The organism is Pseudomonas sp. GM30, assembly GCF_000282275.2.
Classification (GTDB): Bacteria; Pseudomonadota; Gammaproteobacteria; order Pseudomonadales; family Pseudomonadaceae; genus Aquipseudomonas.
Genome location: NZ_AKJP02000001.1, coordinates 246,571 through 257,638, shown reverse-complemented (window position 1 = coordinate 257,638; position 11,068 = coordinate 246,571). Strand labels below are relative to the sequence as shown.

The 11,068-nt window shown below is 59.6% G+C and carries 15 protein-coding genes; 5 read left to right on the top strand and 10 right to left on the bottom strand.

Annotated elements, in window-relative coordinates; all coding sequences use genetic code 11:
- The first annotated feature begins 211 nt into the window (after positions 1-211).
- From PMI25_RS01265 to PMI25_RS01255, 3 genes are all read left to right on the top strand, one after another.
- Positions 212-391 (top strand): type II toxin-antitoxin system HicA family toxin, encoded by a 180-nt coding sequence (locus tag PMI25_RS01265; protein WP_007963251.1) that lies wholly within the window; start codon positions 212-214, stop codon positions 389-391.
- A 36-nt stretch (positions 392-427) separates the two neighbouring features.
- The gene (locus PMI25_RS01260; protein WP_007963250.1) at positions 428-835 is read left to right on the top strand and encodes a type II toxin-antitoxin system HicB family antitoxin; all 408 of its coding nucleotides are present in this window, start codon (positions 428-430) and stop codon (positions 833-835) included.
- A gap of 149 nt (positions 836-984) precedes the next feature.
- Positions 985-1,713 carry a class I SAM-dependent methyltransferase gene (locus PMI25_RS01255; protein ID WP_007963249.1) on the top strand — a complete coding sequence of 243 codons (729 nt, stop codon included), beginning with the start codon at positions 985-987 and terminating at the stop codon, positions 1,711-1,713.
- Positions 1,714-1,833: 120 nt separating this feature from the next.
- On the opposite strand, the gene tam is transcribed toward PMI25_RS01255, so the two are convergent.
- Positions 1,834-2,604 (bottom strand): trans-aconitate 2-methyltransferase, encoded by a 771-nt coding sequence (tam, locus tag PMI25_RS01250; RefSeq protein WP_007963248.1) that lies wholly within the window; start codon positions 2,602-2,604, stop codon positions 1,834-1,836.
- A gap of 187 nt (positions 2,605-2,791) precedes the next feature.
- On the opposite strand from tam, the gene PMI25_RS01245 reads away from it, so the two are divergent.
- Positions 2,792-3,202 (top strand): low affinity iron permease family protein, encoded by a 411-nt coding sequence (locus PMI25_RS01245; protein ID WP_003222503.1) that lies wholly within the window; start codon positions 2,792-2,794, stop codon positions 3,200-3,202.
- A gap of 100 nt (positions 3,203-3,302) precedes the next feature.
- Here the strand turns inward: PMI25_RS01245 and PMI25_RS01240 are convergent, their stop codons facing one another.
- The 8 genes from PMI25_RS01240 to PMI25_RS01210 all read right to left on the bottom strand — a co-directional run bounded on the left by PMI25_RS01240 (position 3,303) and on the right by PMI25_RS01210 (position 9,129).
- Positions 3,303-3,806 (bottom strand): DUF4142 domain-containing protein, encoded by a 504-nt coding sequence (locus PMI25_RS01240; protein ID WP_007963247.1) that lies wholly within the window; start codon positions 3,804-3,806, stop codon positions 3,303-3,305.
- 75 nt (positions 3,807-3,881) lie between these two features.
- Complete coding sequence (locus PMI25_RS27790) at positions 3,882-4,040, bottom strand: KGG domain-containing protein (RefSeq protein ID WP_003222499.1); 159 nt, start codon at positions 4,038-4,040, stop codon at positions 3,882-3,884.
- Between the two features lie 118 nt (positions 4,041-4,158).
- Entirely contained in the window at positions 4,159-5,508 is a 1,350-nt protein-coding gene (locus PMI25_RS01235; RefSeq protein WP_007963246.1) for a sensor domain-containing protein, read from the bottom strand.
- A 79-nt stretch (positions 5,509-5,587) separates the two neighbouring features.
- Entirely contained in the window at positions 5,588-6,226 is a 639-nt protein-coding gene (locus PMI25_RS01230; RefSeq protein WP_007963245.1) for a LysE family translocator, read from the bottom strand.
- 60 nt (positions 6,227-6,286) lie between these two features.
- On the bottom strand, positions 6,287-6,703 hold the full coding sequence (fos, locus tag PMI25_RS01225) for a fosfomycin resistance glutathione transferase (protein ID WP_007963244.1): 417 nt from the start codon (positions 6,701-6,703) through the stop codon (positions 6,287-6,289).
- A 3-nt stretch (positions 6,704-6,706) separates the two neighbouring features.
- The gene (locus PMI25_RS01220; RefSeq protein WP_007963242.1) at positions 6,707-7,423 is read right to left on the bottom strand and encodes a hypothetical protein; all 717 of its coding nucleotides are present in this window, start codon (positions 7,421-7,423) and stop codon (positions 6,707-6,709) included.
- 37 nt (positions 7,424-7,460) lie between these two features.
- Positions 7,461-8,195, bottom strand: coding sequence for a hypothetical protein (locus tag PMI25_RS01215; RefSeq protein ID WP_007963241.1), 735 nt, complete (start codon positions 8,193-8,195; stop codon positions 7,461-7,463).
- Between the two features lie 22 nt (positions 8,196-8,217).
- The gene (locus PMI25_RS01210) at positions 8,218-9,129 is read right to left on the bottom strand and encodes a LysR substrate-binding domain-containing protein (protein ID WP_007963240.1); all 912 of its coding nucleotides are present in this window, start codon (positions 9,127-9,129) and stop codon (positions 8,218-8,220) included.
- A 77-nt stretch (positions 9,130-9,206) separates the two neighbouring features.
- On the opposite strand from PMI25_RS01210, the gene PMI25_RS01205 reads away from it, so the two are divergent.
- Positions 9,207-9,695, top strand: coding sequence for a DMT family transporter (locus tag PMI25_RS01205; protein WP_007963238.1), 489 nt, complete (start codon positions 9,207-9,209; stop codon positions 9,693-9,695).
- A 150-nt stretch (positions 9,696-9,845) separates the two neighbouring features.
- Here PMI25_RS01205 and yiaY read toward each other — a convergent pair whose 3' ends face one another.
- Positions 9,846-10,994, bottom strand: coding sequence for an L-threonine dehydrogenase (gene yiaY / locus PMI25_RS01200; protein ID WP_007963235.1), 1,149 nt, complete (start codon positions 10,992-10,994; stop codon positions 9,846-9,848).
- Positions 10,995-11,068 lie beyond the last annotated feature (74 nt).

Genomic DNA, 11,068 nt, shown 5'->3' with positions numbered 1-11,068 from the left:
GGCCTATAGGGCCGGTTTTTTTGTGTCCGGGATTTATCCGCAGTGCCCCGTAAAGGCCTGCAACACACCCATCATCCCAACGCGAAGCCCCAGCCTAGACTGGACCTTGCCACCGAGCCAATCAAAGGACGATGACCGCTCGGTGGTTATAGTGTTGATCAAAAAAAATCAGTAGTTATAGTACCCACCAAGCACACCACAAGGAGGTGTTGTGAATAGCCGCTTTTTAATCGGTCAACTCGTCGCAGACGGTTGGTATCTGGTGCGGGTCAAAGGCAGTCATCATCACTTCAAACATCCCATCAAACCCGGTCTGGTGACGGTGCCGCATCCGAAGAAGGACCTGCTTAAAAAAACGGCCATCAGCATTTTGAAACAGGCGCTGCTTTGACTCACGCCACCGACAGCGTCCAGGAGGTTCACGAACATGCTTTACCCGATCGCAATTTCAATAGGTGATGAAGAACATGCCTGGGGAGTGGAAGTGCCGGATATACCCGGCTGTTTTTCTGCCGGGGATGATTTGGATGATGCCGTCGCGATGGCTCGCGAAGCCATTGAGGGTCATTTCGAAATCCTGGCAGAGGACGGTGCGCCGATCCCGCCAGCCAGCAAGCTTGGCGTGCACGTAGTGAACCCGCAGTATGCCGGTTGTGCCTGGGCTGTGGTTGATATCGACGTTACCAAATACCTGGGCAAGGCGCAGAAACTCAACATCACACTGCCCGGCTATCTGCTCAACCGCATTGATGAATATGTGCTTCATCACCCGGAAGAGAAAAGTCGTTCGGGGTTTCTGGCTTCGGCAGCGTTGAAGGTCTTGCAGCAAGGTTGAATGCAAACCCGGCTCTCTGCCAGGATTTCTCCATCACCCACCACCCTCCCCCTGCGCGGCCATCGACGAATACGCGTTTTGACTTTCGAGGGACTCCATGGCGCGGCCACCTTGCCGCTGATGACCGAACTCAAAAGAGCACTTCCCCCATGACGCAAAACATTTACGACGACCCCGAATTTTTTCACGGTTACAGCCAGATGAACCGTTCAATCGGCGGCCTCGATGCTGCGCCGGAGTGGCCGGCACTCAAGGCTTTGCTGCCATCGATACACGATTTGCATGTGGTCGACCTCGGCTGCGGCTATGGCTGGTTCAGCCGCTGGGCCAGTGAGCACGGTGCCGCCCATGTACTGGGGCTGGATGTCTCGGAAAAGATGCTCGAGCGGGCGTGCGAAACCACTGCGGCGGCGAACATCCGCTATGAACGCGCCGACCTTGAACATCTCGACTTGCCGGCCTGCAGTTTCGATCTGGCCTACAGTTCGCTGGCGCTGCATTACATCAAGGATCTGCCAGGGTTGTTCGCTCGTCTGTACGCGGCGTTGAAACCGGGTTCGCATTTTGTGTTCTCCATCGAACACCCGATCTTCATGGCCCCGCGCAATCCGGGCTGGCTGGTCGACAGCGACGGTCACAAGCGCTGGCCGTTGGACAGTTATCAAATGGAAGGCGAGCGGGTGACCCACTGGCTGGCCGACGGGGTGATCAAGCAGCATCGCACGATGGGCACGCTGTTGAATTCGTTGATCGCGGCGGGTTTTGCCATTCGCCATGTCAACGAATGGGGGCCGAGCGATGCGGAGGTGGCGGCGCAACCGGCGCTGGCGGAAGAGCGGGAGCGGCCGATGATGATGTTGGTGGCGGTGCAGCGCTAACTCGCGAAACATGCATTGTGGCGCTTGCTCCCGCTCGGGCGCGAAGTATCCCGAAGACCTTGGGCCTGCTTCGCAGTCCAGCGGGAGCAAGCTCCCTCGCCACAGAATTGTTGTTTGCCCTTAGCGAGTCGCGACGATAAATAGCCGCGGAAACGGCAACAGCACCGAACCATCAGGCAACGCCGGATAAGCCTCGGCAACTGCAGCCAGATACTGCTGCAGATACTGCGTTTGCTCCTCTTCGCTCAGCGGGCTCAGAAACGGAATCAAACCACTGCCCTTGAACCACTCCACCACCCCCGCCGCCCCGCCCGGCAGTTGATGGTGATAGGTGGTGCGCCACACATCGACCCGCGAACAGTGCGGACGCAACATCGAGAAGTAATCGCTGGCACTGGCCATGTCGGTGCGCTGCCCGGCGGCGCCGGTCAGTTTCGCGGCCCATGGGCCGTTGGCGGCGACTTCGCGCATCAGTCGATGGGAAGGCTCGTTGAGGTTGTCCGGCATCTGGATCGCCAGACTGCCACCGTCCGAAAGCTTACCCGCCAACGCCGGCAGCAACGTCGCGTGATCCGGCACCCACTGCAGCACGGCGTTGGCGAAGATCACATCGAACGGCCCTTGATCCGCCCAACTAACGATTTGCGCGACCTCGAACTGCAACTGCGGCAGCCGCTTGCGCGCCGCGTCAATCATGTCCGCCGAGCTGTCCAGCCCTCGGACCTGCGCCTGCTCGAAACGCTGCACCAGCAGTTCGGTGGAGTTACCCGGGCCACAACCGATATCGACCACCGATCGCGCCTGAACCGTGGGAATCGCCGCCAGCAGATCACGAGCCGGGCGGGTGCGTTCATCTTCGAAAGCTACGTATTGTCTGGCGGACCAACTCATTGCGTTCTCCTGTCGGGACATTCTTGCGGTTCGTCACGATACAGGCAGCGCTGCGCGCAGTTCTAGAGCGACTCATTGCAAGGGATGTCTCCGCTTTCACAATTATTGGCAGGAGTCATTTGTAAGTAGAATTTTCATCACGCCCCGGATGTCTGAATTTCAAGCTCTCCCAATAAGGAACACCGCAATGAAATTCGCGAAAATCTCCCAGACCCTGGCTCTCTGGGCCGGTAGCCCGAAAACGTTCATGGGCGCATTGATCCTGATTTTTCTGTGGGGGTTGAGTGGGCCGATTTTTCATTTCAATGACACCTGGCAACTGATCATCAACACCTCGACCACGATCATCACCTTTCTGATGGTGTTCCTGATCCAGAACACGCAGAACCGCGATACCGACATCCTGCACCTGAAGCTTGATGAGTTGCTGCGGGTGAATAAAGAAGCGCAGAACGCGATGCTCGGGCTGGAATCGCTGGATCTCAAACAACTCGAGGCGTTGCGCAAGCATTACCGCAGCCTGGGGGAAAGCGAGGTGTTCAATCTCGATGGGCTGGGGGAGAAGAGCAAGCCGAAGCAGGATTTGAATGACTGCTAAGTAAAGTTGAACAAAGCAAAAGATCGCCGCCTGCGGCAGCTCCTACACCGTTCTATGTAGGAGCTGCCGCAGGCTGCGATCTTTTGATTAGCAGGTAGTATCAGCGGCTGGCTTGCAGCGCTCGCGCCATTTCCAGATGGCTTTGCAGTTTTGGCAGTGTCTCGTCGGCAAAGGCCTTGATTTCCGGCACGTCGGTCGACTGCGCTTCCTGCTGGATCTGCTGGATCGCTTCTTCGGTCGCTTTCACTTGGCTCGCGGCGTAGGCCTGATCGAAGGTTTCGCCGTCTTTAACCTGCGGGATCATGGTCTTGGCCTTGTCGGCGATTTCTTCACGGGGTGCGACCGGCAGATCGAGTTTTTTCGCGATCTTCGCCAGGTGCTGGTTGGCCGTGGTGCGGTCATTGATCACGACAATGGTGTAATCCTTGACCTCTTTGGATTCGGATTTCTGGTGCGCCAGACGACTGGCTTCGATGTCGGCCATGCCTTTGGCGGACGCATCGTTGATGAAGTCGGCAGGCGACTGGGCGAATGCACTGCCAGCGAACAATCCCAACAGCGTGGCAAAACTGAAACGACGTATCTGGGTGGCCATCCGGCTCATGGTCGCGCCCTCCTATCTCTGCAAATTCAAGCGGGGGCTTGCGCCCCCGCCTCTCAATCAAAACTACCTCACCGACTACTTCGACTTCTGAGCTGGCTTGCGGCCCATTTCGGTTTTCGCAGGCTCTTTGTCGACCGTCGTGGTGGTGGTTTTCCCACCTTTGCGACCGGCTTCAGACGCCTTCGTTCGATCGTTGGCGAAGTTTCCCGAGTTCGAGTTTCTTGAATTAGGCATGATTCTCTTCCTCTTGGTATTGATCGTTGGCGAGCAGGTGCCCGCCTAAATTGAGAATTGCCGGACTGCCAAAGGTTTAGAAAAGTTGCCCGCGCCGCGACGAACGGCGCGCACTGGTTCAGCTATCCACCGCCCGATGGTTAAGGCGTTTGGCGGTGTACATCGCCTGGTCGGCATGCCGGAACAGTTGCTGCTCCTCGCTGCCATGTTCGGGATAGCGGGCCACGCCGATGCTCGGTTCGATGTGCAGGTTGTGACCGTCCAGGCGCATCGGCTGCACCAGCACCTGTCGGATTTTTCCGGCGACGATGTCGGCGTCTTCAGCGGCGTGAACGCTGTGCAACAGCACCACGAATTCGTCGCCACCGATGCGCGCCACGGTATCGGCGTCGCGTACGCAGCCCTTGAGCCGACTCGCCACCGTTTGCAGCAGCATGTCGCCGACCGCATGGCCAAAGGTGTCGTTGACCTGTTTGAAGCGATCCAGATCGACGTACAGCAGCGCCATGTTTCCCGAGGTTTCGCGGGCAGCGGCCAACGCGGCCTTGAGGCGCTCTTTGAGCAACCCGCGATTGGGCAACTGGGTCAGTTGATCGTATTGCGCCATGCGTTTGAGCCGCGCGTGCAGTTGCTGGCGCTCGATGGCGGTGGCGACCTGGGCGCAGACGTATTGCAGCAGTTCCTTGTCCTGCTCGGTGTAACGCTCGCCGCCCGGCAGACTTTTGACGATCAGCGCACCGATGGTGCCGTTCTTCGAATTCAGCGGCACACCGAGCCAGCAGGGTGAGTCCTGCCCCGCCACCAGCGCGGCGAAGTCGGGCGAGGCGTCGGGGCTGTCCGGGGTCAGCAGAATCGGCTGACCGCTACGGATGACCTCCGTACACAAACGCCCGGTGACGGTGCCCGGTTGCTCGGGCTGCAATTCGTGATCGTCAACGTGATAGGGAAAATTCAGCTGCGCACAGTGCTCGTCGTACAGCGCCACGGAGAAATTCAGCGCCGGCAACCATTCGCCGATGATCAGGTGGATGCGCTTGAACAGCGCCAGCAAGTCTTCGGCGACATGCGCCGCCTCGGAAATCGCATACAGCGCAGCCTGACGCGATTCCGCCTGCTTGCGCTCGGTGATGTCGCGGGCCACGGCGATGCGCAGTTGATCGACCTCCGACCAGCGTGCGGACCAGAGGATGTTGACGATGCGGCCATCCTTGCGCACGTAACGATTTTCGAAATTGTGCTTGGGTTCGCCGCCCATGATGTCGTGGGCGGCGGCGAGGGTGCGTTGGCGGTCTGCGGGATGCACCAGCTCAATCATCGACCGGCCGATCAGTTCTTCAGGGGTATAACCGAAAATACGCTCGCAGGCGGCGCTGACAAAAACGAAACGGCCCTGCCTGTCCACCGCACAGACGGCATCCAGCAACAGGTCCATGTAACTCGCCAGCGGCGCGGAATTTCGGCTTTCCATGGTTCAGCGTGGATGTCCGGACAATGCAGCACTGATCAACCATCCCTGACCCTTTGTTCACGCATCCCTGCACACAACTTCAAGCCTTGTTCGGCAACAATCCCGGCAGCGCATGCACCAGCGCATTGATGGCAAAACCGATAAACATCACGCCACACAACCGCGTGATCATCAGCTCATGGCGCTGATACAGCGTGCGTACCCGTTGGGCGCCGACAACGCCGATCAAGATAGCGTAAGCCAGCAATCCGCCGAAGAAACTCAGGGCGATCAGCGCCGGCAGCATCGACCAGTTGAGCAGTTCGGCGCGGCTCGACAGCAGCGCGGTAAAGGTCGCCACCGCCACCGGGTAAGCCTTGGGATTGGTCAGGCCGAACAGGATGCCGTGCCAGAACGGCTGACGCGCTGCGCCTTGCGGCTGATCATCACTGCGCCGTTTGGCCCGCACTGCACGCCAGCCGAGCCAGAACAGGTACAAGCCACTGAGCACACCGAGTACGTCGAACGCGGTGCTGCCGATCTCGCGGGCGCCGACGATCGCGATCAACGCGGTGCTGCACCAGACCACATCACCGAGCAGGTGGCCGCAAAGAAACCCGGCCCCGGCCCGCCGGCCATGCGCCGCGCCGATGCCGAACACCGCCAGAACGCCAGGCCCTGGCGTGATGCCGTAAATGAAACCCGAGGCCAGAACGGCCATTAGCAGCGATGGAGTCATGAAAAACCTGCTGTCGCCAGTACAAATGATGGCCAGTCTATATCAGCCCAATGTGTCTGATCACGACGCGTCGTAAAATCGCATGCCCGAGTACGGTTTCAACCGACAGGCTGCCAGTCGCGAAGCCAGATCGCCGACGTGAGCCTCCAGCTTGTGACCATCGGGATCCAGTAAGTAGAACGACGCACCTTCGCTGCGGTTGTCGCGCCATTCCCGTATGTTCGCCGCTTTTAGCTTCTGCACAAACGAGGGAAAATCTGCCTCGGCGAGGCTGAACGCGTAATGGGTGTAGTCGACGGATGGCTCGGCGCTGCGCTGTACGTCCAGCGACAGACACAACCACAGCCCCGGCAGCGACAGATACGCACCGGCATCCCATGTGGCTTCGACGCGCAGACCCAACACATCGCGATAGAACGCCAGGCTGCGGGGCAAATCGCTGACGGCGAGGGTCAGGTGGTTGAGGCCGGTGAGCATGGGTCAGTAACCTCTGAGGTCTTCGGGGACGTTGTACTGCTGGCCATCGTACGTCAGGGTGATCTGCTTTTTCTTCAGCTCGGTGTTTGTCGATATGCACTGATTGCCGGTCTTTTTGTTTTTCATTTTGCTGCCGCTGGTGGTGACGATCAGATCGGCGAAACCATTGTGGCTCGTCGGAGCGATCTCGAGCGTCCGGCGGATTTTTTTGCTGTAGCCCTCGCAGTCATTTACGAACTCACCGTTGTCCTTGAAGACCACCAGGCCTTCAAGCACCGGACGCAACTCGTCGCCCTCGCGCACATACAGCGCCAGATCGGTTTTTTCGTAGGGAATGGCCTGGGAACTGTGCGCGAACTTCGCGCGCAACCCAAAGGCGCGGATATCCGGCGTCAATCGGTAGCGCGCCGTGTCGATGCGCACATCATCCAGGCGCACGGCATCGGAGTTATAGGCGCCCGGCTTACGGTAGGTGGCAATGGGTTTGGCGTTGCTCGCGTTGAGAAGCGCCAGTTCCAGATCGAACGCCCCGGCATCGTCGCTACCGGAATCGGCCAGATAGGTGGATTTGACCGAAATCGCCTGACTCGGAAACGCCGGCCAGACATTGCAGCGCGACATGGATTTGCCGTCGAAACTCTTGGTGGTGCAGGCGGCGTGGGCTTGGGTGGTGATGGCCAGGAAACCGAGGGCGATCAAGAGTCTGGTGGGGTTAAGCATGGTTCTTCCTTGATAAGTGTCGTGTCTGGCTGGCGGGTTATGTGCCTTGGAAACCGTTTGGCAAAACGTAGGATTGTCCGTCGTAGTGCAGGGTGGTCAGCACCGGTTTATTGCTCGTGGTCTTCATTTCGCAATTGTCCGGCGACCCCTCGCCACTCACGCTGGTGGTGACCGATTTGACGATCAGATCGGCAAATCCGTGAGAGCTTGTTTTACCTATCTCGATCGTGCTGACAGTGGTCGCACGTTCGCCTGCGCAATTGCCATCCCACTCGCCGCTGAAGCTGTAAACCAGCAGCCGATCCAGTACCGGACGCAGTTTGCCGCCTTCTTTCACATAGAGCGACAGCTGGGTTTCATCCAGAGGATTGACGCGCGAAGATCCTTTGAAAATTGCCCGGACGCCAAAGGCACGAAGGTTAGAAGTGAGTTTGTAGCGCGCAGTGTCCAGTTCCAGGCTCTCCAGCGCGAAGGCGTCAGTCTGGAATGCGGACGATCGATGATAAGTAGCGAGCGGTTTCAAGTTGTCGGCTGACGAGAGGGATAAATCCAGATCGTAAGTGCCAATTCTGTCGCCATGGGCGTACACCGGATCCGGATCAAACTTTGCTATCGCATTGATCGTCAGGGGCGGATCCACAGGCCAATCCTTGCAGACCGAAATATTCCACTGTCCTGTCACCGCTGGCGGCGTGCATTCGGCGAACGCCTGCCCTGCCATCAACCACCCACTCAGGGCCACCCAACCGATCCATCCAGACTTCACTGTCACACCCCACTCCTTGATAACGTTTTCAGCCGCGCACTATCCCCTCCTCAATCCGGCGATTCAACCAGTTCAACGCCTGATCCCCACCCCGGCGCCTATGCCACGCCAACACAAACGTGAACGGCGCGATCTCGAACGGTGGCGGCAGCACAATCAGTTCCTGCTGATCAATCTCGCGCACGCTGCGCGACGACACCGTGAGAATCAAATCCGTACCGCTGATCAACTGCGGCGCGACATTCCAGTGCGGCAGGCTGATGGCGACGCGGCGGCGTTCGCGCAATGAGGTCAGCGCCCGTTCGATTTCCGGGGTGCCGCTGCCGCGCATTTCCAGCAACACATGCGGGCGCGACAGGTAGGTCGGCAAATCCAGTACTCCGTCGGCCGGCAAGCTGCGACGATCCAGCAGGCAGACATAGCGCTCTTCGAACAGCACGCTGCTGCGCAACTCGTTGGGCATTTCCGGGAACACCCCGGCGGCCACATCGATGTCACCGTTGAGCACACCCTCCAGCATGCCCTCGCGGCTGGCATGGCTGATCTGCAGATCGATGCCCTGCGCCTCTCGGCGCAAAGTACGGATCAGCCCGGGCAGGATGATGGCCGCGCCGTAGTCGGACATCGCCACGCGAAAGGTCCGCCGCGCAGTGGCCGGATCGAAAGTGTTCGGCGCCAACAGCGATTGCACCTGGGCCAACGCTTCGCCCAGTGGCGCAACCAGTTCCAGCGCCCGCGCCGTGGGCACCAGCGTCGAACCGGCGCGCACCAGCAGCGGATCGCCAAGCAAGTCGCGCAGACGCGCCAGCGCATGGCTGACCGCCGGTTGACTCAGGTGCAGACGCTCGGCGGCGCGGGTGACATGTTGCTCGCCGAGCAAGGCGTCGAGGACCACCAGCAGGTTGAGATCGATACGGCGCAGATCATTCATCTTGTGCATGTTCTGTATGACAAAACCGAATTTAAATCTGCGCGACGAATACCGTAGAGTCCAGCGAAACCTGTTGGAGAGTGATCATGAGTACGTTGCAGTGGACCGGTTTGTTGCTGCTGGCCGCGTTTGCCGGGGCGGTGGTGCCGTTTCAAAGTGCGATCAACAGCAATCTGGCGCGGGGCCTCGGGCATCCGCTATGGGCAACCTTGGCCTCGTTGCTGGTGAGTGTGTTGGTGCTGTTGCCGGTGATTCTGGCGTTGCGCCTGCCGCTGCCGTCGCTGGGGTTTATCAGCAAGGCACCGTTGTGGATGTGGGCTGGCGGTGCGTTCGGCGTGTGTTTTGTGGCGCTGGCGGTGATGTTGCTGCCGAAGCTCGGCGCGTCGGGATTTGTTGCGCTGGCGTTGGCTGGGCAGGTGATTGCGTCGATGCTGCTCGATCACTTCGGGCTGTTCGGGCTGGTGGAGAAACAGCTGACGTTATCGCGCGCGCTGGGGGCATTGTTGTTGATTGGCGGGGTGGTGTTGATTCAGTTTGGTGGGGTGTTTGAGAGGAATGTAGCAGCAGTCGGTTAATCCAGAGGGTTATTCGATGTCTGGAAGACAGCCATCGCGAGCAGGCTCACTCCTACAGTTGAAATGCGTTCCCCTGTAGGAGTGAGCCTGCTCGCGATGGCGTCAGAGGTGGCGCGAAAAACCTCGGAACGTGTCGAGGCTGTACCCTGCTCAAAACGCGTTACGGAAAATCTCCTCGATCTGCCGCTGATCCGCCGCCCGTGGGTTGGTCAGACCGCACGCGTCTTTCAACGCGTTGGTGGCGAGCACCGGGATGTCGCTGAGTTTGGCGCCGAGTTCACGCAGGCCGCCCGGAATCTCGACGTCTTTGGCCAGACAACGGATCGCGTTGATCGCCGCCTGGGCGCCCTCTTCCGGGCTGAACCCACGAATATCCGCGCCCATGGCGTGGGCGACGTCGGTCAGGCGTTCGGCGCAGACCAGCGCGTTGAAGGTCTGCACGTGCGGCAGCAACACTGCATTGCACACGCCATGGGGCAAGTCGTAGAAACCGCCCAACTGGTGCGCCATCGCATGCACGTAGCCAAGCGACGCATTGTTGAACGCCATGCCGGCGAGGAACTGCGCGTAAGCCATGTTCTCCCGCGCCGCAAGGTCGCTGCCGTCACGCACCGCCAGACGCAGGTTGTTGCTGATCAGGGTCATGGCCTTCAGTGCGCAGGCGTCGGTGATCGGGTTGGCCGCGGTCGATACATAGGCTTCGATGGCGTGGGTCAGCGCGTCCATGCCGGTGGCGGCGGTCAGGCTTTTCGGCATGGCGACCATCAGCGCCGGGTCGTTGACCGACAGCAGCGGCGTGACGTTGCGGTCGACGATGGCCATTTTCACGTGGCGTGACTCGTCGGTGATGATGCAGAAACGGGTCATCTCGCTGGCGGTGCCGGCGGTGGTGTTGATAGCGACCAGCGGCAGCTGCGACTTGCTCGATTGATCGACGCCTTCGTAGTCGCGGATCTGCCCGCCGTTGGTCGCGCACAGGGCGATGCCCTTGGCGCAGTCATGGGGCGAACCGCCGCCCAGCGACACCACGAAATCACAGCGACTGTCCTTGAGCAGCGCCAGACCGGACTCGACGTTGGCGATGCTCGGGTTGGGTTTGGCGCCATCGAAGATCACCGAATCGATGTCCTGCATCGCCAGTTTCTCGGCGACCATGGTTGCCACGCCAGCCTTGGCCAGCCCCTTATCAGTGACGATCAGCGCCTTGCGAAAACCGTAGTTGCGGATCGCAACCATGGCCTCGTCGAGGCATCCGTTGCCCATGATGTTTACCGCCGGAATGAAAAAGGTGCTGCTCATGCGCGTCTCCTGACTGGGGCCGAATCGACTGCTCCGATCCGGCGGATGTGCACAGGATCGACCGATCGGTCACC

Bases quoted from the DNA above. Each gene is read 5' to 3' on its own strand.
- PMI25_RS01260 (WP_007963250.1), top strand. From the start codon at position 428: ATGCTTTACCCGATCGCAATTTCAATAGGTGATGAAGAACATGCCTGG.
- PMI25_RS01255 (WP_007963249.1), top strand. From the start codon at position 985: ATGACGCAAAACATTTACGACGACCCCGAATTTTTTCACGGTTACAGC.
- tam (WP_007963248.1), bottom strand. From the start codon at position 2,604: ATGAGTTGGTCCGCCAGACAATACGTAGCTTTCGAAGATGAACGCACC.
- PMI25_RS01245 (WP_003222503.1), top strand. From the start codon at position 2,792: ATGAAATTCGCGAAAATCTCCCAGACCCTGGCTCTCTGGGCCGGTAGC.
- PMI25_RS01240 (WP_007963247.1), bottom strand. From the start codon at position 3,806: ATGAGCCGGATGGCCACCCAGATACGTCGTTTCAGTTTTGCCACGCTG.
- PMI25_RS27790 (WP_003222499.1), bottom strand. From the start codon at position 4,040: ATGCCTAATTCAAGAAACTCGAACTCGGGAAACTTCGCCAACGATCGA.
- PMI25_RS01235 (WP_007963246.1), bottom strand. From the start codon at position 5,508: ATGGAAAGCCGAAATTCCGCGCCGCTGGCGAGTTACATGGACCTGTTG.
- PMI25_RS01230 (WP_007963245.1), bottom strand. From the start codon at position 6,226: ATGACTCCATCGCTGCTAATGGCCGTTCTGGCCTCGGGTTTCATTTAC.
- fos (WP_007963244.1), bottom strand. From the start codon at position 6,703: ATGCTCACCGGCCTCAACCACCTGACCCTCGCCGTCAGCGATTTGCCC.
- PMI25_RS01220 (WP_007963242.1), bottom strand. From the start codon at position 7,423: ATGCTTAACCCCACCAGACTCTTGATCGCCCTCGGTTTCCTGGCCATC.
- PMI25_RS01210 (WP_007963240.1), bottom strand. From the start codon at position 9,129: ATGCACAAGATGAATGATCTGCGCCGTATCGATCTCAACCTGCTGGTG.
- PMI25_RS01205 (WP_007963238.1), top strand. From the start codon at position 9,207: ATGAGTACGTTGCAGTGGACCGGTTTGTTGCTGCTGGCCGCGTTTGCC.
- yiaY (WP_007963235.1), bottom strand. From the start codon at position 10,994: ATGAGCAGCACCTTTTTCATTCCGGCGGTAAACATCATGGGCAACGGA.